The 23828-nt window shown below is 74.2% G+C and carries 14 protein-coding genes and 1 pseudogene; 7 read left to right on the top strand and 8 right to left on the bottom strand.

Going from position 1 to position 23828, the window contains the following annotated elements:
- The first annotated feature begins 32 nt into the window (after window positions 1–32).
- The 4 genes and pseudogenes from DVK44_RS02265 to DVK44_RS02245 all read left to right on the top strand — a co-directional run bounded on the left by DVK44_RS02265 (window position 33) and on the right by DVK44_RS02245 (window position 7000).
- Window positions 33–653 (top strand): YigZ family protein, encoded by a 621-nt coding sequence (locus DVK44_RS02265; protein ID WP_114658073.1) that lies wholly within the window; start codon window positions 33–35, stop codon window positions 651–653.
- Window positions 654–1027: 374 nt separating this feature from the next.
- A complete protein-coding gene (locus tag DVK44_RS02260) occupies window positions 1028–2221 on the top strand; it encodes an exonuclease SbcCD subunit D (protein ID WP_114658072.1) in 1194 nt (397 codons plus the stop codon).
- Window positions 2218–5202, top strand: a pseudogene (locus tag DVK44_RS02255) (AAA family ATPase); the annotation flags it as partial. The gene DVK44_RS02260 and the pseudogene DVK44_RS02255, both read left to right, overlap by 4 nt.
- A gap of 1126 nt (window positions 5203–6328) precedes the next feature.
- Entirely contained in the window at window positions 6329–7000 is a 672-nt protein-coding gene (locus DVK44_RS02245; RefSeq protein ID WP_114658071.1) for a TetR/AcrR family transcriptional regulator, read from the top strand.
- 303 nt (window positions 7001–7303) lie between these two features.
- Here the strand turns inward: DVK44_RS02245 and DVK44_RS02240 are convergent, their stop codons facing one another.
- The 6 genes from DVK44_RS02240 to pdxR form a co-directional block, all read right to left on the bottom strand.
- Window positions 7304–8995 carry a DUF885 domain-containing protein gene (locus tag DVK44_RS02240; protein WP_114658070.1) on the bottom strand — a complete coding sequence of 564 codons (1692 nt, stop codon included), beginning with the start codon at window positions 8993–8995 and terminating at the stop codon, window positions 7304–7306.
- A gap of 83 nt (window positions 8996–9078) precedes the next feature.
- Window positions 9079–10449 (bottom strand): GNAT family N-acetyltransferase, encoded by a 1371-nt coding sequence (locus DVK44_RS02235; protein ID WP_114658069.1) that lies wholly within the window; start codon window positions 10447–10449, stop codon window positions 9079–9081.
- 97 nt (window positions 10450–10546) lie between these two features.
- Window positions 10547–13237 (bottom strand): DUF7824 domain-containing protein, encoded by a 2691-nt coding sequence (locus DVK44_RS02230; RefSeq protein WP_114658068.1) that lies wholly within the window; start codon window positions 13235–13237, stop codon window positions 10547–10549.
- Window positions 13234–14682, bottom strand: a complete 1449-nt coding sequence (locus tag DVK44_RS02225; protein WP_114658067.1) for an SWIM zinc finger family protein — start codon at window positions 14680–14682, stop codon at window positions 13234–13236. The genes DVK44_RS02230 and DVK44_RS02225 overlap by 4 nt, the downstream gene beginning before the upstream one ends.
- 78 nt (window positions 14683–14760) lie before the next feature.
- Window positions 14761–16392 carry an alkaline phosphatase D family protein gene (locus tag DVK44_RS02220; RefSeq protein ID WP_114658066.1) on the bottom strand — a complete coding sequence of 544 codons (1632 nt, stop codon included), beginning with the start codon at window positions 16390–16392 and terminating at the stop codon, window positions 14761–14763.
- Window positions 16393–16490: 98 nt separating this feature from the next.
- The gene (gene pdxR, locus DVK44_RS02215) at window positions 16491–17948 is read right to left on the bottom strand and encodes a MocR-like pyridoxine biosynthesis transcription factor PdxR (RefSeq protein ID WP_114658065.1); all 1458 of its coding nucleotides are present in this window, start codon (window positions 17946–17948) and stop codon (window positions 16491–16493) included.
- Window positions 17949–18132: 184 nt separating this feature from the next.
- On the opposite strand from pdxR, the gene DVK44_RS02210 reads away from it, so the two are divergent.
- The 3 genes from DVK44_RS02210 to DVK44_RS02200 all read left to right on the top strand — a co-directional run bounded on the left by DVK44_RS02210 (window position 18133) and on the right by DVK44_RS02200 (window position 20915).
- Entirely contained in the window at window positions 18133–19053 is a 921-nt protein-coding gene (locus DVK44_RS02210; protein ID WP_228447556.1) for a DMT family transporter, read from the top strand.
- A 37-nt stretch (window positions 19054–19090) separates the two neighbouring features.
- Window positions 19091–19987 carry an RNA polymerase sigma factor SigJ gene (gene sigJ / locus DVK44_RS02205; protein ID WP_114658063.1) on the top strand — a complete coding sequence of 299 codons (897 nt, stop codon included), beginning with the start codon at window positions 19091–19093 and terminating at the stop codon, window positions 19985–19987.
- Between the two features lie 151 nt (window positions 19988–20138).
- Window positions 20139–20915 carry a GntR family transcriptional regulator gene (locus DVK44_RS02200; protein ID WP_114658062.1) on the top strand — a complete coding sequence of 259 codons (777 nt, stop codon included), beginning with the start codon at window positions 20139–20141 and terminating at the stop codon, window positions 20913–20915.
- A 54-nt stretch (window positions 20916–20969) separates the two neighbouring features.
- On the opposite strand, the gene DVK44_RS02195 is transcribed toward DVK44_RS02200, so the two are convergent.
- Window positions 20970–22127 carry an ROK family protein gene (locus DVK44_RS02195; RefSeq protein ID WP_114658061.1) on the bottom strand — a complete coding sequence of 386 codons (1158 nt, stop codon included), beginning with the start codon at window positions 22125–22127 and terminating at the stop codon, window positions 20970–20972.
- Window positions 22128–22374: 247 nt separating this feature from the next.
- Window positions 22375–23766 carry an MFS transporter gene (locus tag DVK44_RS02190; RefSeq protein WP_114658060.1) on the bottom strand — a complete coding sequence of 464 codons (1392 nt, stop codon included), beginning with the start codon at window positions 23764–23766 and terminating at the stop codon, window positions 22375–22377.
- Window positions 23767–23828: the final 62 nt, after the last annotated feature.

Here is a 23828-nt window from a genome sequence, read left to right as displayed (position 1 = left end):
TTCCCCGGCCGGGGCCCGCATAGGGTGGCCGGATGCAGGAGCAGTACCGCACCGTCGCCCGCGCCGGCACCCACGAGACCGAGGTCAACCGGTCCCGCTTCCTGTGCGCGCTGGCCCCCGTCGCCACGGAGGCCGAGGCCCAGGCACTGATCGCCCGCGTCCGCGCGGAGCACCCGGCCGCCACCCACCACTGCTACGCCTACGTCCTCGGCGCCGACGCCTCCGTACAGAAGGCCAGCGACGACGGCGAGCCCGGCGGCACGGCGGGCGTCCCGATGCTCCAGATGCTGCTGCGCCGCGAGGTCCGCTACACGGCCGCCGTCGTCACCCGCTACTACGGCGGGACCAAACTCGGCGCGGGCGGTCTGATCCGGGCGTACGGCGGAGCGGTCGGCGAGGCCCTCGACACCCTCGGCACCCTCACCCGCCGCCGCTTCCGCCTCGCCACGATCACCGTCGACCACGCCCGCGCGGGCCGCCTGGAGAACGACCTCCGCGCGACGGGCCGCGAGGTCCGGGAGGTCCGCTACGGCGAGCACGTGACGATCACGGTGGGCCTGCCGGACGCGGAGATGACGACGTTCAGCACATGGCTGGCGGACACCACGGCAGGCACGGCGACGCTGGAGCCGGGCGACGAGGTGTTCGTCTGACCGCGCGGCTCTTCCCCGACCCGCCCCTTCCCGAATCCGGGGCGAGCCCCGGACCCCACCGGGCTCGGCCCGGGGAGTTCGTGGCCCGGCCGTCCACCGGGCGGAGGGGGCCGGGGTCGCAGGAGGTGACGTCCCCGGATGTAGAGCGTGATTTGTGCCGCTGTACGGCCCGCAGTCGAAGAACGCCGCCGCGCGGCGGCGTAAATCATGCATCCGGGGATGCGCCTCCGGAGTGCCCCGGCCCCCGTCACGAAACGCACCGGCCGTACCCCCACCCGCCCCAGACCACGACCCCCAGCCGGGAGGCGCAACCGCCGGGAGGCGACCTCGGCGGGAGGAGATAACGTAAGGGGCTTCGGATACGGGGGGAACTCGTGAGGATTCTGCACACGTCGGACTGGCACCTCGGGCGGTCGTTCCACCGCGTCGGCCTGCTCGACGCGCAGGCCGCCTTCCTCGACCACCTCGTCGCCACCGTCCGTACCCACGACGTAGACGTCGTGGTCGTCGCCGGGGACGTGTACGACCGCGCCGTGCCGTCGCTCGGTGCGGTGGAGCTGTTCGACCGGACGCTGCACCGGCTCGCCGACGCGGGGGTGCCGGCCGTGATGATCTCCGGGAACCACGACAGCGCCCGCCGGCTAGGCGTCGGCGCCGGGCTCATGGGCCGCGCGGGGATCCATCTGCGGACGGATCCGGCGGGGTGCGGTGAGCCCGTGGTGCTGGCGGACCGGCACGGGGACGTGGCGTTCTACGGGCTGCCGTATCTGGAACCGGCGCTGGTACGCGAGGAGTTCGAGGAGCTGGCCGCGAGGCCGGACCGCGCGGGGCAGCCGGTGGGGCACGAGGCCGTGCTCGGCGCCGCGATGGACCGGGTACGGGCGGACCTCGCCGGGCGCGCGGCCGGCACCCGGTCGGTGGTGCTCGCGCACGCGTTCGTCGTCGGGGGTGTGCCGAGCGAGAGCGAGCGGGACATCACGGTCGGCGGCGTCGCGTTCGTACCGGCGGGGGTGTTCGACGGAGTCGACTACGTCGCGCTGGGGCATCTGCACGGCGCGCAGACGCTCACCGAGCGCGTCCGCTACTCGGGGTCACCGCTCGCGTACTCGTTCTCGGAGGCGACGCACCGCAAGACGGTGTGGCTGGTGGAGCTGGGGCCGGACGGCGCGGTCGGCGCGGAGCGCATCGACTGTCCGGTGCCGCGCGCGCTGGCGCGGATCCGGGGGCGGCTGGACGATCTGCTGGCGGATCCGGGGCTGGCGCGGCACGAGGAGGCATGGGTGGAGGCGACGCTCACGGACGCGGCCCGGCCGTACGAGCCGATGGCGCGGCTGGCGGAGCGGTTCCCGTACACACTGAGCCTGGTCTTCGAGCCGGAGCACGGCGAGGACGATCCGCACGCCTCGTACGCGCGGCGGCTGGCGGGCCGTACGGACCAGCAGATCGCGGAGGACTTCGTGGCGCATGTACGGGGCGGGGCGGGCGCGGACGGGCCGGAGCGGGCGGTGCTGCGGGGGGTCCTCGACGAGGTACGGGTCGACGCGACGGTGCGCGAGGTGACGCCGTGAGGCTGCACCGGCTGACGCTGACGGCCTTCGGGCCCTTCGCGGCGACGCAGGAGGTGGACTTCGACGCGCTGTCGGCCGCCGGGATCTTCCTGCTGCACGGTCCGACGGGCGCGGGCAAGACCTCGGTGCTCGACGCGGTGTGTTACGCGCTGTACGGCGCGGTGCCGGGCGCCCGGCAGAGCCTCGGGGTCGTGCTGCGCAGCGACTACGCGCAGGCCGGTACGGCGACCGAGGTGACGCTCGAACTGACCGTCGGCGGAAGGCGGTTGGAGTTCACGCGGCGGCCCGCGCAGTCGCGCCCGAAGAAGCGGGGCGCCGGGCTCACCACGGAGAAGGCGCGGAGCGAGCTGCGGGAGTACGACGCGGAGGCCGGCGGCTGGCGCGGGGTGAGCCGGTCCCACCAGGAGATCGGTGAGGAGGTCGCCCAGCTGCTGGGGATGAGCCAGGAGCAGTTCTGCCAGGTGGTGCTGCTGCCGCAGGGCGAGTTCGCGCGGTTCCTGCGGGCCGACGCGGAGGCGCGCGGCAAGCTTCTCGGCAGGCTCTTCGACACCCGCCGGTTCGCGGCGGTCGAGGAGCGCCTCGCCGAACTGCGCCGCGCGGCCGAGCAGCGGGTACGGGCCGGGGACGAGCGGCTGCTCGGGGTCGCGCAGCGCATCGCGCAGGCGGCGGGCGGCGCTCACGCGATTCCGGAGGTCCGGCCGGGGGATGCGGGGCTGGCGGCGGCCGTGCTGGAGTGGGCGGCGGTGGCCCGTTCCGAGGCCCAGGAGCGTTACGACATAGCGGAGTTGGCACTGGCCTCGGCGGAGGAGCGGCAGTGGGCGGCGCGGCAGGCTCTGGACACCGCGCACGAACTGGCCGAAGCACAGCGCCGGTTCGCGGAGACACTGCGACGCGAGGAGGCGCTCGAAGAGCGGCGCCCGGCGTTCGAGGAGGCCGAGAAGCGGCTGAAGCGCGCCCACCGGGCGGAGTTGGTGGCCCCGGCGCTCGCCCTGCGCGACGACGCGGAGCGGGCACACCGCGCGGCGCAGGGGGACCGTGAGCGGGCCCGGAATCTCCTCCCGGCGGACTTCGCGGAGGCCGGCGCGGAGCAACTAATCGCGCTGGAGCGGACGATGAGTCAGGAGCTGGGCGCTCTCGACGCGGCGCGGCGCATGGAGGAACGCGACGGGGAGATCGGCCGGGAGCTGGCCGCGCTGGACCGGGAGGCCCGGCACGACGAGGAGAACCTCGCGGAGACCGCGGAGTGGCTCAACGGCTGGGACACCCAACGGGCGGCCCTTCAGAGTCATCTGACGGAGACTCAGAAAGCCGTGGACGCGGCCGAGCGCCTCGCCGAGCAGCTCGGCCCGGCCCGTCAGCGGCTCGACGCGGCCCGTCGACGCGACGCGCTCGAAGCGGGTCTGGCGGCGGCGTGGGAGCGGCAGAACGGCGCCGAGGCCCGCACCAACGAGGCCCAGAAGGTCTGGCTCGACCTCCGGGAACGGCGGCTGCGGGGGATGGCGGCCGAGCTGGCCGCCCGGCTCGCCGCCGGCGCACCCTGCGAGGTCTGCGGCTCCGCCGAGCATCCCGCGCCCGCCCGGGCCGCCGAGGGGCAGGTGGACCAGGCCGCGGAGGACGCCGCACTCGCCGCGTACCGGACGGCCGAGGAGGTGCGGAACGCGGCACGGGACGCGCACACGGCCGTACGGGAGGAGCACGCGGCGGCCCATGGCCGGGCGGGCACGGAAACGGTCACCGAACTCACCTCGCTCGCGGCGGAGTTGGAGCGCGACTATGCGGAGGCGCACCGCCTCGCCGCCGGCACGCACGCGGCCCGCGAGGCCCTCGCGCAGGCCGAGCGCGAGCACGGCAACCGGCTGGACGCGCAGCGCGAGGTGCGGGACCGGGTGGCCGCCCGTACCTCGGCGCGCGAGGCGCTCGAAGCCGAACAGGCCAGAAACCGGGGGGAGTTGGACCGGGCCAGAGGAGCGGCGGCCAGTGTCGCGGAGCGCGCCCGGCAACTGGCCGAGCGGATCGGTCTGCTGGCCGGGGCCGCCGAGTCCGTACGCGCCGTCGAGAGCACCGCGCTCGCGCGGAAGGAGGCCGACGGCCGGCTGGCGAACGCCGCGTTCCGGGCCGGGTTCGACACTCCCCGGGCCGCCGCCGAGGCCCTCCTCCCCGATAACGACCGGAGTGCGGCGCAGCACCTGATCGACGCGTGGCAGCGGGAGGCCCACGCGCTGGCCGAGCGGCGCCGGGAGCCGGCGGCCCGCGCCGCCGCCGCGCTGCCGCCGGCCGACACCGAGGCCGCCCAGCGGGCCCACGACACGGCCGAACGCGCCCTGCGCGCCGCGGCCTCCGCCGTCGCCGCCGCGCGTGAGCGCCGGGGCGAGCTGGCCGGACTCTCCCGGCAGGCCGGGACGGAGGTGCGCGGGCTGGGGCCGGTGCGCGCGGAGTACGACCGGGTGGCCCGGCTCGCCGGGCTGACCGCGGGCACCTCCAGCGACAACGCGCGCCGGATGCGCCTGGAGTCGTATGTGCTGGCGGCCCGGCTCGAACAGGTCGCGGCGGCGGCCTCCGTACGGCTGCGGCGCATGTCCTCCGGCCGCTACACGCTGGTCCACTCCGCCGCGCGCGCCGGTGGCCGCGGGCGGTCCGGGCTGGGGCTCCAGGTGGTCGACGCGTGGACCGGCCGGGAGCGGGACACCGCGACGCTCTCCGGCGGTGAGACGTTCTTCGCGTCGCTCGCCCTCGCGCTCGGGCTGGCCGATGTGGTCACGGACGAGGCGGGGGGCGTCCGGCTGGACACGCTTTTCATTGACGAGGGCTTCGGCAGCCTGGACGAACAGGCGCTGGACGAGGTCCTCGACGTACTGGACTCGCTGCGGGAGCGCGACCGCAGCGTCGGCATCGTCAGCCATGTCGCCGATCTGCGCCGCCGGATCCCGGCCCGGCTGGAGATCGTCAAGGACCGGCGGGGCTCGGTGGTCCGGCAGCGCGCGGAGAGCGGGCACGAGTACGGCCAGCAGCGCCCCGGCCGCGGCGTACGCGCTGATCACGAGCAGCGGGCCGGTGATGCCGTGGGCGCCGAAGTAGACGATGTGCCGCACGGCGTCGGTCCCCGCGCCGTTCGGCAGCGCGTCGGACAGCGCCCGCCAGAAGGGCGGCAGCAGGGTCGACTGGTACGCGCCGCCCGCCGACGGATTGCCGAGGACGACGAAGACGAGCACGGTGATCCCGATCCCGATGACCCCGAAGAGCGCCTGGAACGCCATGGTGACCGCCGCCGCCGAGACGACCAGCAGCGCGCCGATGCCCGACAGCGCCAGGAAGTGCCCGGTCAGCGCCCCGAGCACCTGGTCCGCGAAGAGCGCGCCGCCGAGCCCCGAGAGGATCGCGTACGGCGTGATAGCGCCGAGCCGCAGGAGCGCGCCCCGCGCGGTGAGCGGCCGGCCGGGGGCGGCGATGCTGAGCGCGGCCGCGACGAGATAGCCGCCGACGATCCAGCCGGTGACGAGGTAGAAGCCGCTGAGTCCCCGGCCGTCGCCGGACTGGAGCGGGACGATGTCCTCGGTGGTCACGGTCCGCTGCCGCGTCGCGTCGGCCCGGGTGATCACCGTTGTGACGGCGTCGGCCTCGGCCTTGCCGCCGCCGGACGCCACCAGCAGGGTGTCCTCGGTGCCGCCCGCGTCGACGAGGAGCACCGCCGAGGTCTCGCCCGTACGCAGCATGCTCTCGGCGTTGGCCCGGGAGGCGACGGCCTCGGCCGTGACCGGGCCGCCGTCGATGCCGTTCAGCGCGGTGACGGTGCTCGCCGACACCTGCGCGGGCGCGACGACGGCGACCGGGATGCCCTGCGGCTTCGGGGCATGGAAGGCGCCTATGTACGACAGGATGAAGCCGAGTTGGAGCAGAAGGACGCCAACGATGAGCAGTATCGTGCGGAGCTGTACGGCGTCCCGCAGCTCGGCCCGGAAGCCCCGCGGCGCGGGCTGGGGCAGTGGTTCGTCTGGCGTGCTCATGATGGAGTCCTCCGGTACGGGATGGGGCGACCGTCCCTGCCGGGTTCGGTCATCGAATACGATTATGTATCCGATTCAAAAGTGAATCGCAAGTTGGAGTGCGACGATGCCTGCTGTCCCGAACCAGTCCGAAGCCCCGAGAAAGCCCCCGCGCGTCACCAAACGCCGGGCCGAGACCCGGTCCCAGCTGCTCGCCGCGGCGGCGGAGGTGTTCGCGCGGAAGGGGCTGGGCCGGGCCTCGATCGACGACGTGTGCGCGCGGGCCGGGTACACCCGCGGGGCCTTCTACTCCAACTTCAAGACCCTCGACGAACTGATCCTCGCGCTCTACGCGGCCCGCGCCACGGAGCTGATCGCCCTCGTGGAGGCCGCCGCGAACGAGGCGGTCACCGAGCTGAGATCCACCGCCGCCCCGGGCCCCGCCGGTGCGGCACAGCTGGTCGAGGCCGTGACCCGCGTGGTCGCCACACTCACCGTCAACCGCGAGGCCCATCTCCTCCACCTGGAGTTCACCGCCCACGCGATCCGCCACCCGGAAGCCGCCGAGGCATTCGTCACCCACCGGCGCACCCTCCGCGAGGCGCTGATCCCCGTTGTCCGCGCGGCAATGCGCAACCTCGGCCACGACCCGGCCGACGCACAACTGGAGCGCGTCACCCGAGCGATGATCGCCGTACGGGAGGGAATGACCAGCCAGGAACTCCTGGAACCGAACGACCCGGAGCTACCACGCCTGCACGAGACGGTAATGGCCGCGACATTCACGGCGCTCGGCTAAGAGGAGGCCCGGTGGGTCTGTGCCCCGCACAGACCCACCGAGCCCGGCCGAGGACGTCTGAGCGCGGGCTGTCCACCTACCGGAGGGGGCCGGGGTCGCAGGAGGCGACGTCCCCGGATGTAGAGCGTGATTTGTGCCGCTGAACGGTCCGCAGTCAAAGAACCGGCCCGCGCGGCGGCGTAAATCATGCATCCGGGGATGCGCCTCCGGAGTGCCCCGGCCCCCGGCACAGAAACAACCGGCCGAACCCCGCAACCACTCCAGACCACGACCCCCAGCCGGGAGGCGACCCCGCCGGGAGGCTTAAAGCTTCGACAGCTCGTCCACCAAGTCGTCCAGCCCCAGCGACCCCTGCGACAGCGCCGCCATGTGCCACGCCTTCGCGTCGAACGCGTCGCCATGCGCCTTGCGGGCGTTCTCGCGGCCGAGGAGCCATGCGCGTTCGCCCAGCTTGTAGCCGATGGCCTGGCCCGGCATCGACAGGTAGCGGGTGAGTTCGCTTTCGACGAAGTCCGCCGGGCGGCCGCTGTGGTTGCCGAAGAACTCCTGGGCCAGCGCGGGCGTCCAGCGCTCGCCCGGGTGGAACGGGGACTCCGCCGGGATGTCGAGTTCGAGGTGCATGCCGATGTCCACGATCACCCGGCAGGCCCGCATCATCTGCGCGTCGAGGTAGCCGATCCGGCGCTCCGGGTCCGGCAGGAAGCCGAGTTCGTCCATGAGCCGTTCCGCGTACAGCGCCCAGCCCTCCGCGTTGGCGCTGACCTGGCCGACGGACGCCTGGTAGCGGGAGAGCTGGTCGGCGACGTGGGTCCACTGGGCGATCTGGAGGTGGTGGCCGGGGACGCCCTCGTGGTACCAGGTCGAGACCAGGTCGTACACCGGGAAGCGGGTCTCGCCCATGGTCGGCAGCCAGGTGCGGCCGGGGCGGGAGAAGTCCTCGGAGGGGCCGGTGTAGTAGGGGGCGGCGGCGCCGCCGGGCGGGGCGATGCGGGACTCCACCTTCCGTACCCGCTCGGCCAGTTCGAAGTGGGTGCCGTCCAGGGCCTCGATCGCCTCGTCCATCAGGCTCTGGAGCCATACCCGGACCTCTTCCACGCCCTCGATGTGCTCGCCGTGCACATCGAGATGGGCGAGCGCCTCCCAGGGGCTCGCGCCGGGCAGGATCTTCTCGGCCTCGGCGCGCATCTCGGTGCGCAGCCGGTGGTACTCGGACCAGCCGTACGCGTACGCCTCGTCGAGGTCGAGGTCCGTGCCGTTGAAGTAGCGCGCCCAGCGGGCGTACCGCTCGCGGCCCACGGTGTCGGGCGCGTCCTCGATGGCCGGGGCGTACACGTCGCGCATCCAGTCGCGCAGTTCCGCGACGGCGGCGGTGGCGGCGGCGGACGCCGCCTCGAGTTCGGTACGGAGCGACTCGGGGCCCGCCGAGGCGAACTCCTCGAACCAGCCGCGGACCCCGGCGCCGTCGCCCGCCCATTCGGTGAGCTGTCCGACGAAGGTCGCGGTGGGGCGGGGGCCGGCGGGCAGTTTGCGCTCCAGCCCGAGGGCGAGCGAGGAGCGGTATCCGGCCAGTGCCGCGGGCACCGCGCGCAGTCGGTCGGCGAGGGCGGCCCAGTCGTCCTCGGTGTCGGCCGGTGTGACGGTGAACACCTCGCGGACGTGGTGCGCGGGCGAGTGGATGTTGCTGACGACGCGCAGCCCCTCCTCGGCGTCGTGGACGGCGAGTTCGGCGGTCAGGCGCTCGCGCAGCAGCCGGCCGCAGCGCCGCTCGGCCTCGCTGTCCGCGCCCGGCAGGGTCTCGGCCTCGTCGAGCCGCGCGAGGGTGGCGCGGCCGAGGTCGGCGAGGGCCTGCTGCCCGGCGGGGGAGTAGTCGGGGAGGCGGCGGGAGGACTCCGCCACCCCGAGGTAGGTGCCGGTGATGGGGTCGAGTTCGATGAGTGCGTCGACGTACGCGTCGGCGACCTGGCGGGGCAGTGCGCTGCCGTTGGTGTCTGACATACGGCCATCTTCCCCACCGGAAGTCCCTCGTCACACGGGTTTTCCGGGCCGGGCGCCCGGCATTGGCCGAATCCGGTCGGTCCTTACGGGAGGGACCGTGCGGCCACCGTCTCCAGCCGGGCCGTGATGACGAGCGTGCCCTCGTCGATCTGGTAGTCCAGCGGCAGACCGAGATCGCGCATGGTGGCGACCATGCCCGTGTTGGACGCCTGGGTGACGGCGTACACGCTGCCGCAGCGGGCCTCGACCGCGAGGGCCACCAGCCGGCCGAGCAGTTCGGAGCCGATGCCCCGGCGCTGCCAGGCGTCCTCAACGATCAGCGCGACCTCCGTCTCGTCGCCGTCCCAGAGCAGATGGCCGAGGGCGATCAGCCGTCCGGAGGCCGTCTGGACCGTGAGGGTGCGTCCGAAGCGCGGGCTCAGCAGATGGTCGAGGTAGCGGTCGGCGTCGGCCGCCGGGCCGTGGTAGCGCAGGCCGAGGGTGCGGTCGGAGCAGCGGCCGTGCAGGGCGAGGGCGGCTTCGAGGTCGTCGCTGTCGGCGCGCCGGACGGTGATCTCCTCGCCCTCGGGGAGGGTCAGGGTGTCCTTGCCGCGGGGGATACGGGGGCCGAGCCGCGCGTCCAGCTCGACCAGCGCGCGGGCGCGGGCGAACTCGGTGGGGGTGAAGGGGAGGTAGGGGCGCTCGACGGTGATGCTGCCGCCGTTCGGGTCGCGCAGCCGCATCTCGGTGTCTTCCAGTACGCCTTCGACGGGCGCGGTCCCGTCGAAGGGGTGGTCGCCGGACGATCCGGCGGGCCGGGAGCGGATCGTGCAGCGGCCGAGCAACTGGCGCAGTGCGAGCGGGAGTTCGGCGGCGTCCAGCGCGGTGCGGGTGGCGAGGCCCAGCACCCGGGTCGGGGTGTCCACCAGGTCGTGGGCGTCGGCGCGCTCGATCCAGGTGTCGCTGCCGCCGGCGTCCGCGACCTGGCGGGTCAGGTCCTTGGCCTGGAGGGCGGCGGGGGCGCGCAGCAAAAACTCGTCGACCGTGCCGTCGGCCAGCGGATGCGTCTGGAGGGTGAGGATGTCTACCCGGTGGGCGGCGAACGCGGCGCAGAGCGCGGCGAGGCTGCCCGGCTCGTCACGGACGGTGGTCCGCATCCGCCACAGGACCGTCTCCCCGGGGGCGGCGCCGTCCTGCTCCAGGGGGGAGGGCGTGGGGGCGTCGGGGGTGGGCCCGGCCCCCGGGGCGGGTGGCGCATGGCCGTGGCGGCGGGCCCACCAGGTGTGGAACATGGCCGTGGCGATGAGTGCCACGGCCGACGCGACCAGCAGGAACGTACCGTCGGGTCCGTGCGCGATCATGTTCGCCAGGGCGTCGGCGACAGCCACCGCGGTGAACAGGGCTGCCAGCTCGACCACGTCCCGCCGCCAGTGGTGCGGACGGCGGGCGCTCTTCGCGGAAGTCACATGGGTCATGACCTCACTCTGACCGCATGGTGTTGCGTGATCACGAACGGTTTGTGACTGATGGGTTAAGGATGCAAATGTTCCATTTTGAGCCACCTTCGATCTTTTATGGCGCGGAATGATCGCTTCCATGGCGCACTGTGGCCAGTAGCCGTACGGCCTGGGTCGCCGCCCGTGAGCTGCCGCCCCGCTCCGCCAGCTCCGCCAGGCCGGATATCTCCGCCGTCGCCCGGCACCGCTCCGCGCAGTCGGCGGCCACGGACAGTATCTCGCCCAGCCCGGCGCGGGCCGCACCCGGCCCGGCCGCCGCCTTCGCCAGCAGCTCCGGGAGCGCCGCGCCCAGCACGGACCAGACCGTGGCGTACGCGCCGGTCCCGGCTGCCGTACGGGCCGAGTCCGCCAGCCGGTTGGGCTTGACGTCGCCCGCCGCCACCAGCGCGGCCAGCTCCTCGCCCAGCGACCGCCCGTCGAGATCGCCCCGGGCCGCCAGCACCAGCAGCGCGTCCACGGCCGCCAGCCGGTCCTGCGGATGCCGCGAGCCCAGCCCGTACGCCACCGCCCGGTGCAGCGACACGCCCGCCGGGCCGCCGCTCTCCGCGACCAGCGGCAGCCACCAGGCCCCGCCCCGCTGGTCCGCCAGCGCGCACTCCGCCACGTCGTACACGAGCCAGCCGGCGAGGGTGTCCCGGTCCTCGGGCAGGACCGCCGTCCAGTTCACATTCCGGTTCCCCTCCCAGCGGTAGCAGTTGGAGCAGGACAGCCGGTCGGGGTGGCCCAGCGGGTGGAAGACCGGGGGGAACTCCCGGGCCGCCGCCAGCCGCGCCCGGCGCGCGGCGAGCCGGCGCACCGGCTCGGCCAGCGACCCCAGCCACGAGCGGCCCGGCTCCGGGGACCCGCCCTCCTTGCGCGGCTCCCGCTCCCCGGCGGACGCCGGCGCGGGCAGCGCGGGGCCCTCGCCGGTGAGCCAGGCCGCGAGCCGGTCGCCCTCCGGGGTGCCGAGCGCCGCCGCCGCGCGCGCCGCTTCCGGCGGCCCGTCGCGCCGTACCCGCAGAAGGGCCTGCGCGAAGTCGACCGGGGCCGGGTCGGCGCCCAGCCGGCGGTACTCGGCCAGCCGCTCCACCAGGACCTCCGGGTCGAGCGCGCCCGTCTCCCAGGTCGGAGCCGCGAGCAGGAACGGCAGCGGGCGCGTACGCACCAGATACGCGGCCTCCCGGAGCCGCGCGTCGAGCACCCCGTCCAGCACGGTGTGCGCACAGGGGTGCCGGACCGCCGCACGCTTCCCCGCGTCCCGCAGTGACGTGAGGGAGATCCGCTCGCAGAGCGAGGCGGCCACCACCTCCACCCCGTAGGTCTCCCGGGCGAAGTCCTCTTCCGGGTCGTACTCCCGCAGGTCGTTCAGCCACCAGCAGTCCGCCAGCGTCACGCGCAGGGCGTCGGCCAGCGCCGTCCGGTCCCGGTACGCGTGACGCACCAGCCCGTCCAGCGCCCGCTCGAACGACGCCGGGCCACCGCGGGCACTGATCAGCGCCGCCACCTCCTCGACCAGCTCGGCCAGGTCCGCCGGAGCGGGCTCCGTCCGCACCGGGAGCGGTACGGGCGGCAGGATCTCCTCGTACGGAACGGACTCGGCCGCCATCGCGTCCGCACCGAAGACCTCGACGGCCCGCGCCCGGTGCACCGTCGCCAGCAGACCGGCGGACGCGGCGAGGTCCGACCGTATGTCCTCGTCCACGGCGGGCAGATGACGGGCGACCAGCTTCAGCGCCCGCTCCTGGAGAGCGGTGTCCTCGTGCCCGAAGGTCTCGGCGATCACGGGCAGCAGCTCACCGGCCGCGCCCGGGTCCGCGCGCAGGACCTTGCCGAGCAGGATGAGCTGGGCCCGCACCAGCTTCTTCTCCGGCCGGAACAGCAGCGCGCCTGACACATCCGCGAGACTCCGGGCGGACAGCCCGCCGCCGAGCGCCAGCCGGGAGACAACCGCCTGCGCGTGCCCGGCCACCGTCGAGATCCCGTCCGCCGCCATGCCCGTCCAGTCCGGCAGCCGGTCGCGCTCCTCGTCCGGCGTCAGCTCCAGCCGGACCAGCAGATTCAGGAAGAACACCGCGTCCCCCGGGGCGCCCCCGCGCAGCAGCCGCGCGACGGCGCCGTCCACCAGCACCCGGCGCTCCAGCACCCCTTCCTCGGCGAGGACGGTGAGCGCCGTCGGCCAGTGGTGCGGATCGGTGGTGTCCACCTGCCAGCCGAACGACGCCGGTGTCTCCGCCGCCTCGAACAGCCGCGGCACCATGGCCGCCACCCCGGGATCGGCCCGGAGCGCGGGCAGCAGCCGCCCGTGCGTCGGCAACGACTCCACCCAGCCGTACACATAGGAGTCGTCGGCCGGCGCGGGGCAGCCCGCCAGCGCGACCAGCCCGGAGATCAGCCGGTAGTCCAGCTCCCCGGTGGCCGGGCGGCGCGCCAGCCGGTGGGCCAGATCGCCGAGCCACGCCGGATCCCGCTCCGCCAGGATGTCGAGAAGGAGCGGATGGGACACATGGACGTTCTCCCGCAGCTCGCGGGCGCCGATCCAGTCGGCCGCGGCCGCCGCCCCCGTGATACAGCCGGCCCCTGCCACCACCAGCGCCTGGCCCACCCGGTTCCGCTCCCGCCACCGCTTCCACGACCAGTCGCGCAGCTCCGCGCGGAGCGCCTTCAGCGCGGCCAGCTCCGTCTTGCGCTCGGCGCCGGTCAGCGGCTTGACGATGCCGGGGATGTCCGCGGCACGCGCCGCCCGTACAGCGGTCAGCAGTTCACTCATCGCGCACCTCCGGCAGCGTTCTCCACAGCGGTAACAGCAGAAACATCGGGTACAGCAGAAACAGAGGCCCCAGCAGCCTCAGGTGGCGGCACCACCACCCCCCGGCGTGCCATCCGCACCGCCAGCGCGTGCTTGCACGGGCCGCGCCGCCCCCGGTAGTCCGCCCACCACTGGCAGGTGCAGCTCAGCACCCCGGCCGACTCCCTTACCTGATACCGCCGTTCGCCCGAGGCCACCGACGCCAGGTCCCCGTCGAGCGTCACCGCCCCGGCCGCGAGCAGGCCGCGCGCCGCGACCAGCCGCGGATTGTGCCGCTCGGCGAGGTCCCCGCCGTACGGCAGCTCCCGGTGGAAGTACGCCGCGTCCGCGATGTCGTACCCCACCCGGCCGGCTGTCCCCAGCCGGGTCAGCGCCGCCCGCACCCGCTCCACCGGCAGCCCCGCCCGCTCCGCCAGCTCGCCCGGATCGACCCGCGGCTCCCACGCCAGCAGTACGGAGACCAGCTCGGCGTCCGCCGCGGCCTCCTCCGTCGCCAGCGCCTCCAGCACACCGCCCTCGCCGGAGAACCCGCGCGCCGCGTCCGGCGACAGCGTGAGTGTCAGCCGCATCCCCGGCAGCACCACCTCCCAGGCGCTCGCCACCGCCGGGCCCTCGGCCACCGGCCCGTACACCCGCAGCGCCGTCGCGTCCCGCAGCACCCGGCCCAGCGCCGCCAGCCGCTCGGGGCCCGGCAGACAGACCGCCCCCGGCACCGGCCGCGTCGTCGGCCGCAGGGTCCGCCCCGCCGGTACGACCCAGGTCGCGCCGCGCGAGGCACTGCCCCCGCCGCGCGGCAGCGTCCGCAGGAAGCGCACCGCCTCGGCGGCGGTCAGCTCGGCCCGCAGATCGAAACCGGCCGAGACGACCTGCGCCTCGGCGAAGCCGCGCAGCCAGCGCTCGGGCAGCGGGACCTTCTTCTCCACCACCGCACCGGCCAGTGTCGTCACGGCCAACTCGTCCGGGCCCACCCGCAGATGGAGCGGATCGTCACCGGTCAGCCGGGAAAGGGCCTCGCGCAGCGGGTTGTTCACATCCACATTCGTCGTGCCGTGTCCGGTCTCCGCGCCGCCCAGTCCGTCCCGCAGGACGTCCAGCCGCGCGTACACCCCGCAGCAGGCGGAGAACGACTCGAAGCGCAGCCGGTCTCCGTTCCCCGTCACCACCGGGTCGCGCGACGCGCCGAGCTGCGGCCGGTAATACCGCGCGCCCGCCACATCGGCCACCGCCAGCAGCCCCCGGGCGGCGGTCCGCGGCGAATCGAGGAACCCCGAGAAGAACCGGGGGCTGGCCTCGGCGCCCCGGGGCGTGCGCCCACCGGATGTCTCCAGACCGAGCAGCCGTCCGCCCTGGACACTCTCCAGAGCGGACGGACGGGAATAGGCAAGCGCCTGTACGGATCGCGTCATGGAAAATACGGTAGGGCCCACCACTGACAATGACCCCGAACACGGCGCTGACCTGCGGCTATTGACTCATCGGCGGTTCTACTGACCGACCCTGCCCGGCTGGAGCACCTTCGTGAACAGCACCGTGCCGCCCTGCTCGCGCAGACGGACCGTCAGCTCACCGCTGCCGCCGTCGATCGCCACCTCGCCGTAGAGCGGCGGCGCCTCCAGCGGGGAGACGTTCTGCCGCGTGGGCGCCTTCACGAAGACCCTGTCGGGACCGAAGGTGGCGTCCAGCTCGTTGGCCGGGAACTGACCCGCAGCCAGCGGGCCCGTGACGAACTCCCAGAACGGCTCGAAGTCCTTGAACGCCGCCCGCTCGGGCGAGTAGTGCTGCGCCGAGGTGTGGTGGACGTCCGCCGTCAGCCACAGCGTGCCGGTGATCCGCCGGTGCTTGATGTACCGCAGCAGCTCCGCGATCTGGAGTTCCCGGCCGAGCGGCGCGCCCGGGTCGCCCTGCGCGACCGCCTCGATGTCCGTCGCGCCGTCCGGCACGACCAGCCCCAGCGGCATGTCGGCGGCGATCACCTTCCACACGGCGCGCGACTTCGCCAGCTCCCGCTTCAGCCAGCCGAGCTGCTCCGCGCCCAGGATGCCGGTGGTGTCGTCGCTCTGCCGGCCCGGCGAGTTGGCGTTCCGGTACGTCCGCATGTCCAGGACGAACACGTCGAGCAGCGGACCGTGGCCGATCACCCGGTGGACGCGCTGGTCGGCCCCGCGCGCGTGCAGCGTCGAAACGGGGTAGTACTCGCGGAACGCCTGGCTCGCGCGCCGGGCGAGCACGTCGATGCGCTTCTCCGTGTACCGGACGTCGTCCAGGATCTGGCCCGGGTACCAGTTGTTGCGCACCTCGTGGTCGTCCCACTGGGTGATCGAGGGGACCTCGGCGTTGAAGCGCCGTACGTTCGCGTCGAGCAGGTTGTAGCGGAAGTTGCCCCGGTACTCGGCGAGGGTCTCCGCGACCTTCGCCTTCTCGTCCGTGGTGATGTTGCGCCACACCCGCCCGTCGGGCAGCGTCACGCTCGACGCGATCGGCCCGTCCGCGTAGATGTTGTCGCCGCTGGAGAGGAAGAAGTCCGGGTTCAGCCGGCGCATCTCGTCGTACACCCGGTAGCCGCCGATGTCCGGGTTGATGCCCCAGCCCTGGCCCGCGATGTCGCCCGACCAGACGAAGCGGACGTCCTGGCGGCGTTTCGCGGGCGCGGTACGGAAGGTGCCGTACACCGGCTCGCCCGTACGGCGCGGGTCGTCCGGGTCGGCCAGCGTCACCCGGTAGTGCACCTGCTCACCGGCCGGCAGACCGTGCAGCGGCACCGTCCCCGTGAAGTCCGTACCGGCCCCGAGCAGCGGGCCGTGCCAGGGGCGGGAACTGCGGAACGAGGAGGTCGCGGAGGTCTCGACGATCATCCGGGCGGGCCGGTCCGACCGTACCCACACCAGCCCGGACGACGAGGTGACATCGCCCGCCTGCACACCCCAGGCGGCCCGCGGCCGGCCGGAGAGCGCCTGCGCGGGCGCGGCGGCCACGGCCAGCGCGCCGCCGGGCAGGGCCAGCGCCGCCGAGGCGGCGACCGAGCCGCGCAGCACACTGCGGCGCCCCGGGCCGCCGGGGGCGCCGGCGGAGGGAGCGGTGGGGGCGGGGTCGGCGGGGGTCCTGCGGTCGTACGGCATGGGGGTACCTCCTGGGCGGGGTCGGAACGCCGGGGTGTCCCCCCATGACTAACGCCCGGCGACAACGATCACGCGAACCCCGTATGAACAGCCCCTGGTCACCTGTCATTTCCGGCCGTCCGGACCGCCTCGGCCAGCAGCCGCACCCCGCTCCCGATCCGGGCGGGCGACAGCTGCGCGTACCCCAGTACCAGCCGTACGCGGCCGTCCCGAGGCCCGGCCGCACCGTGGGCCGTCAGCGGGCGCAGCGCGACCCCCGCCTCCGCCGCCCGGCGCAGGAAACGCTCCTCGGGGCCGTACCGCGAGGGCAGCCGCGCGATGACATGGAGCCCGGCCGCGATACCGCTGACCTCCGTGCCGGGGAAGTGCGTGTCCAGGGCCGCGACCAGGGCGTCCCGCCGCTCCCGGTAGGCGCGCTGACAGCGTCGCAACTGGCTGTCGTACCCGCCGCGTACGATGAAATCCGCGAGCACGGCCTGGTCGAGCGCGGGGTTGCCCAGGTCCATCGTCCGCTTGCGCTCGACGAGTTCGTCCAGCAGCTCCCCGGGGGCCAGCAGCCAGCCGAGCCGCAGCCCGGGGGCGAGCGACTTGCTGACCGAGCCCGTGTACACGACGCGCTCCGGGTCCAGCCCCTGAAGCGCGCCGACGGGCGCCCGGTCGTAACGGAAATCGCCGTCGTAGTCGTCCTCCAGGATGTAGCCGTCCACGGCCCGCGCCCAGGCGAGGAGTTCGGCGCGGCGCTCCGCGGAGTAGGCGATTCCGGACGGGAACTGATGGGCGGGGGTGGTCGCCACGGCCCGTACCCCCGACCGGACCAGCGGCTCCGGGGCCAGCCCCGCCGTGTCCAGCGGCAGCGGTACGGAGACGAGCCCGGCCGCGCGGAACAGCGCCGTGTGCTCCGGGCTGCCCGGGTCCTCGGCGCCGATCGCGCGCAGCCCGCGCCCGTACAGCACGGCCCCGAAGAGCGTCGTCGCCTGCGCCACCCCGGAGCAGACCACCAGCCGCTCCGGATCGGCGGCGACCCCGCGCCGCCGGGTGAGCAGCGCGGCCAGGGCGGTACGGAGCGCGGGCAGCCCGCGCGGGTCGGGGTAGCCGAGCGCGTCGTTCTCCAGCGTGGCCAGCACGGACCGGTACGCGGCGGACCAGGCGGCGCGCGGGAAGAGCGCCGGATCCGGGGTGCCGGGACGGAAGTCGGCCCGCGCGCCGGGCGGCCGCGGGGCCAGATCGCGGGCGGGCCGGTCCGCCGCCCGTACCGCGTCGCCCACCCAGGTGCCCGCGCCGCGACCGCTGCGCAGATAGCCCTCGGCGGTCAGCTGCTCGTACGCCTCCGTGACCAGACCGCGCGACACCCCGAGATCGGCGGCGAGTTCACGGCTGGCGGGCAGCCGCGTCCCGGCGCCGAGCCGGCCGGATCTGACGGCCTCGCGCAGCGCGGCCCGCAGCGCGCGGCCCCGGCCCCGGGCGGGCGCCGCGGCGGCCGGCAGCAGCAGCTCCCAGGCGGCGCGGCCGGGCGGTGGTCCGGTCCCCGGGGGCGGATTGGTCCTTGAAGACGCCATGGAAGTGGACCTTAAACCGGACCGCCCCGCTTTCTACGGTCGGTCCGTGAACCACTCGACCGAGCCCCACCTGCCCGAGCCCCCTCCGGCCGTGCTCCACCTGCCCGAGCCCCTTCCGACCGTGCACCACCCCGCTTCCGCTTCCGCCCCTGTTCCCGCCCCGCCCACGTCCGCCGCCGAGATCCTGCGTGGCGCGCTCCTCGCCGGGCTGGCCTGTGTCCTCGTCGGCGCCTCGTTCACCGCCAACAGCGTGCTCGGCGACTACCCCCACGCCGGCGGCCAGGCCCTGCGCTACGGGATCGCGGCCCTGCTCCTCCTGCCGCTCGTGGCCCGCGGCGCCCCGGCCGCGCTGCGCCCGCTGACCGGCCGCCAGTGGGGGCGGCTCGCGGCGCTCGCGGCCATCGGCATGGTGGGCTTCAACCTGGCGGTTCTGGCCGCCGAGCGCAGCGCGGAGCCCGCCGTGCCCGGCGTTCTCGTCGGCTGCGCGCCGATCATGGTCGCCGTACTCATCCCGCTGCTGAACGGGCGCCGCCCGGCGCGGCCCGCGGTCCACGGGGCGCTCCTCGTGGCCGGCGGCGCCTGCGTCGTCCAGGGGTGGGGGCGCACGGACGCGGCGGGACTCGCCTGGTCGGTGGGCGCGCTGGTCGGGGAGACCGGCTTCGCTGTCCTCGCGGCGCCGGTCCTGAGGCCGCTCGGACCCCGGCTGCTGTCCGCCGTGGTCTGCGCCGTCGCGGCCGTCGAGTCCCTCGTCCTCGCGCTCCTCCTGGACGGCGGCGGCGCGCTGCGGGTGCCGACCCGGCCCGAGGCCGCGGCGCTGCTGTGGCAGTCGGTCGTGGTGACCGTGATCGGTTTCGTCTGCTGGTACATGGGGATGCGGCGCATCGGCACCGAGCGCGCCACGCTCTGCTCCGGACTGATCCCCGTCTCGGCCGCGCTCACCGCGCCCCTGGTCGGTACCGGAACCTTCGGCGCTGGGCAGGCGGCCGGAAGTCTGCTGGTGGGAGTGGGGGTGGCGGTCGGATCCGGAGTGCTGACGCAGCGGCGGGCGGCCCGGCGGGCGGCGCGGCGGACGGTGCGGAACAGGCCGCCCGTGGCGCGCGGCTGATCTGGACAGCGCGGGCGCCGTCCGCTGGGATGGCGGGGTGGCGACCAACACCGTGGACAGCGACGAGTTCGAGGCGCACCGGGGCGTGCTGACCGCCGTGGCCTACCGCATGCTCGGCGGGGTCGCCGACGCCGAGGACGTGGTGCAGGAGACCTGGCTGCGCTGGAGCGCCCACGACACGTCGGACGTCCGCGAGCCGCGCGCGTATCTCGTACGGATCGCCACCCGCCTGGCCATCGACCGGCTGCGCCTGGCGCGCACCCACCGCGAGGCGTACGTCGGTCCCTGGCTGCCCGAGCCGGTCGTCACCGACTACGGGCCGGTCGCGCCCGACACCGCCGAACGCGCCGTCCTCGCCGACTCGGTGTCGCTCGCCGTCCTGGTCGTCCTGGAGTCGCTCTCGCCCCTGGAGCGGGCGGTCTTCGTGCTCCGGGAGGCGTTCGGCTTCCCGTACGCGGAGATCGCCACCGTCCTCGAACGGTCCGAGCCGGCCGTACGGCAGCTCGCGGGCCGGGCCCGCCGCCATGTCGGGGAGCGCAGACCGCGGTACGACGTCGACCCGGCCGAGCGCCGCGGGGTGACCGAGCGCTTCCTCGCGGCGGCCGGCGGGGGCGATCTCGACGAGCTGCTCGCCCTGCTCGCGCCGGACGTGCGGCTGATCGGTGACGGCGGCGGCAAGGCCAAGGCGCCCCTGCGGATCCTGGAGGGGTCCGACAAGGTGGGCAGGTTCGTCATCGCCGTCGGGGCCGACGCGGCGCGCTTCTCGGTCCGGCTCATGGAGTTCAACGGGGCTCCCGCGGCGCTGGTCCTCGGCGAGGGCGGCCCGGATCTCGTACTTCAGCTGGAGCTGGTGGCCGGCCTGGTGGAGTGCGTCTACCTCATGCGCAACCCGGACAAGCTCGCCGGAACGGATCCCGGGCGGCCGGCGCTGTAGCGCGGCGGGGCCCGCCGGGGCCGCCGCCATCACACCGGATTGGTCTTGACCAACACGCTGGGTCGTCCTATGGTCACTTTTTAGTGCAGGAACCTTTAATAAACAAGGGCACGGAAAACCCGCCGGCGAACGGCGATTGCGGAGGATCAGGGTGGGGACCACGCGACTGGAGACGGTGCCGGAACCCAAGTACTGGCATCTGAGGAACGTGCTCGCCGAGGCCCTCGACACCGAGTTCGCGGTGGGGGAGATCCTGCCCAACGAGCGTGAACTCGCCGCCCGCTTCGGAGTCGCCCGCGCCACCCTGCGCCAGGCGCTCGAACAACTGGAGCTGGAGGGCAGGCTCCAGCGCCGCCGCGGCGTCGGTACGACCGTCGCACCGCCCCGGGTGGGCGTCGACGTCTCCACGCCCCGGCACGAGTGGCCGGGCGACGACCAGGACGACGCCGCTTCCTGGCGCCCCCGCGACTGCGTCCTCGCCCCCGCGCCCGCCGCCGTGCTCCGGCTGCTGGAGACCGGCCCCGCCGAGGTGCACACCGTCCGCCGGGTCCGGATCACCCACGGCCAGACCGTCGCCGCCGAGCTGATCTACGTACCGGACGCCTCGGTGCCCGAGCTGTCGGCCATCGACGCGCCCTCCGGACCCGCCCGCGCCCGGAGCGTTCTGCGCGAACTCCAGCGGCTCGGGCTCGACGGCCAGGACCGCGCGGTCGAACTGGGCTCCGCGCGCGCGGACGACGCCAAGGAGCTGGACCGTCTGCCCGGCGCCCCGGTCCTGGTGGTCACCACGCGCTATGTGGTGGCGGGCCGGGTCGCCGCCGTCTCGGTGGCGACGTACCGCGCGGACACCTGCCGGCTCACCTTCGGGGACTCCGGCGACCTGGAGATCAGCGACCGCGACGGGCCGCAGGAGCGCCGGGCCTCCTGAGCCCCGGGTCCCACCCGCCTTTTTCCGGCTCGCCCGTTCTCCCCGGCCCGTCGCTCAGCGGCGGGCCGGCGCCGTGCCCTCCACCGTGAAGAGCCGCTCCTCGACATGGTCGAGCGCCAGGCGCAGCGCGCCCGTCGCCACCGCCGCCTCGCCGAGCAGAGAGAGCGTCACGCGCGGCGGACGCAGACAGAAGCGCGACAGCTCGCGGCGGAGCGGATCGAGGACCCCGTCGAGCCCGGCCGCCCAGCCGCCGATCACCACCAGCTCCGGATCCAGCGCCAGCACCAGCGCCGCCACATCGTGCAGCAGCCGCTGCGCGAAGCGCTCCACGGCCTCCCCGGCGCGTACGTCACCGCCCTTGGCCCGCGCGAAGACCGCGGCCACCGCCTGCTCGTCGAGCGGATGCAGCGGCTCGTCCGTCGTCGACAGCAGCTTCTCCGGGGTCGCCCCGCGGCCCAGCAGATGCAGCGCCCCGATCTCGCCCGCCGCGCCGCCGAAACCGCGGTGCAGCCGTCCGCCGATCAGGGCACCCGCGCCGGGGCTGAGCCCCGCCAGGACGAAGACCACGTCGTCGGAGTCGACGGCCGCGCCCTGCCACTGCTCGGCCACCGCCGCCGCGTTGGCGTCGTTCTCGACCAGTACGGGACAGCTGAACGAGCGGCGCAGCCGTTCGCCGAGCGCGAGCCCGGTCCACTGCGGCAGCGCCGTGCCGAGCCGTACGGTCCCGTCGGCCTCCACGATGCCGGGGCTGCCGACGCCGACGGCCCACAGGGAGCCGCGCGCCACCCCGGCGTCGCGCAGGACGTCCGCGACGAGGAGCGCGACGCGCTCCAGACGGGTGTCCGCGTCGGCGGTCCGCGCGACCTCGCGCGAGCCACTGCCGACGATCCGGCCGTCCAGACCGGAGACCCGCGCGGCCACCCGGTGCGAGCCGATCTCGATGCCCAGCAGATGCCCGGCCTCGGCCAGGAATCTGAACCGTCGCGCGGGGCGGCCCTGTTTACGGGTCTCGCCTTCCTCCGGCGCGGATTCGGCGACGAGCCCCGTCTCGATGAGCCCCTCCACGACCCCCTCGACGGTGGGCCGGGAGAGCCCGGTGAGGTGGGTGAGATCCGTGAGGGTGAGCGATCCGGAGTCGCGCAGGGCGCGCAGTACCACGGCGGAGTTGATCCGCCGCAGCAGGGACGGGTCTCCGCCGGTCAGCCGGCTCACGGGTGTCCTCCCAGCTCGCAACGCTCGTGAGGCGGATGCTACTCGGTGCCCGACGGGGCGGCGAGGGCTCGTACCGCCTTCCCGCGAACGGCCCTCAGCTGACTGAGGGTCAGATGAGGGCCGTACGAAGGCGGCTGCCCGGAGAACGCCCGCAGGACGCTCGGAGGGTGCCCGAATGCGGCGCGCCGCCGCCCGGCCGCCGCCCGGAAAGCACCGGGGGCCGCCGGGCGGTGGCGTGGGCGCGGGGTCAGTCGCCGACCTTCTCCAACCGGCCGCCGGGCAGGGCCTGTTCCTGCCGGGCGCGGGCCGCGCCGGGGTCGGTGGCGTCGGTGGGCAGGGACAGATCCCGGTCGAGCGTCTCCGGCGCCATCCGGGTGGCGATCAGACTGACCGCCGTGATCAGCATCATGTAGACGGCGACCGGAATCCACGACCCGGAGAACGCGGTGACCAGCGCGGTGCAGATCAGCGGCGCGACCCCGCCGCCGATCACCGAGGAGAACTCCCGGCCCAGCGTGACCCCCGCGTACCGGTAGCGGCTGCCGAACAGCTCGGGGAAGAAGCTCATCTGGACGCCGACCGCGCCCTGACAGGCCAGGATGAAGCCGATGACGATCGCCACGGTGATCGCCACCTTGGAACCGGAGTTGAGCGCGACGAAGGTCGGCACCGGCAGCAGCACCAGCGCGCTGAGGATCGTCGTGTAGACGGGCCTGCGCCCGAAGCGGTCCGAGAGCGTTCCGAACGCGATCGCCGCTATACCGCCGCAGATGGCGCCCAGCAGCAGCACCTCCGGCACGAACTTCTTGTCCACGCCGACCGTCGTCACCAGATAGGAGGCCATGAAGACCTGGTAGGTGTACGACTGTGTGCTGATACCCCAGTTCATGAAGAGCACCAGGAGCATCGGCTTCCGGCCTGTCGTCAGCACCTCCTTCACCGGCGAGGAGGGCCGCTCCCGCTTCTCCTTCAACTCCTGGAAGACCGGGCTCTCGTGGAGCTTGCGCCGGATGACCATCGCGGCGACGGTCACCACCAGGCTGCTGCCGAAGACCAGCCGCCAGCCCCAGGTCATCAGCGCGTCGTCGGAGAGCCGTTGCGCGAGGATCCAGGCCACCGCGCCCATCGCGGTGCCCAGCGCCGCGCCCGTCATGACCAGGGACGACAGCCTGCCCCTGCGGCCTTTGGCCGCCGTCTCGGTGAGCAGGGAGGCGGCTCCCGACTGTTCTGCGCCGGCGCCGAAGCCCTGGCCCATACGACAGATCAGCAGCAGGATCGGGGCGAGCAGCCCCACCTGTCCGTAGGTCGGCAGCAGTCCGATGGCCAGTGTGGAGCCGCCCATCAGCAGCAGCGTCGCGACCAGCACCCACTTGCGGCCGAGGCGGTCGCCGTACCGGGAGAAGAAGAGCCCGCCGAGCGGGCGCGCGGCGAACCCGACCGCGTACGTACTGAAACTGGCGAGGATGCCGACCGACGCCGACACATTGGGGAAGAACAGCTCGCTGAAGATCAGCGCGGAAGCGGTTCCGTAGATCACGAAGTCGTACTGTTCGAGCGCGGTGCCGATGAGACCGGCCCACGCCGCGCGCTTGACGGCGCGCGGGTCGGGGACTGCGGCCGGGGTGGTGGTGTTGGCCATGATCCATGCCTCCTTGAACGGATCTGTTGTCCGGAGCGGGACGGAGTGGAACGGATGGTGGG

The sequence above is a fragment of the Streptomyces paludis genome, from assembly GCF_003344965.1.
In the GTDB taxonomy this organism is placed as follows: domain Bacteria; phylum Actinomycetota; class Actinomycetes; order Streptomycetales; family Streptomycetaceae; genus Streptomyces; species Streptomyces paludis.
Note: the sequence above shows the minus strand (reverse complement) of the source record. Positions and strands in the feature narration are given on the sequence as shown.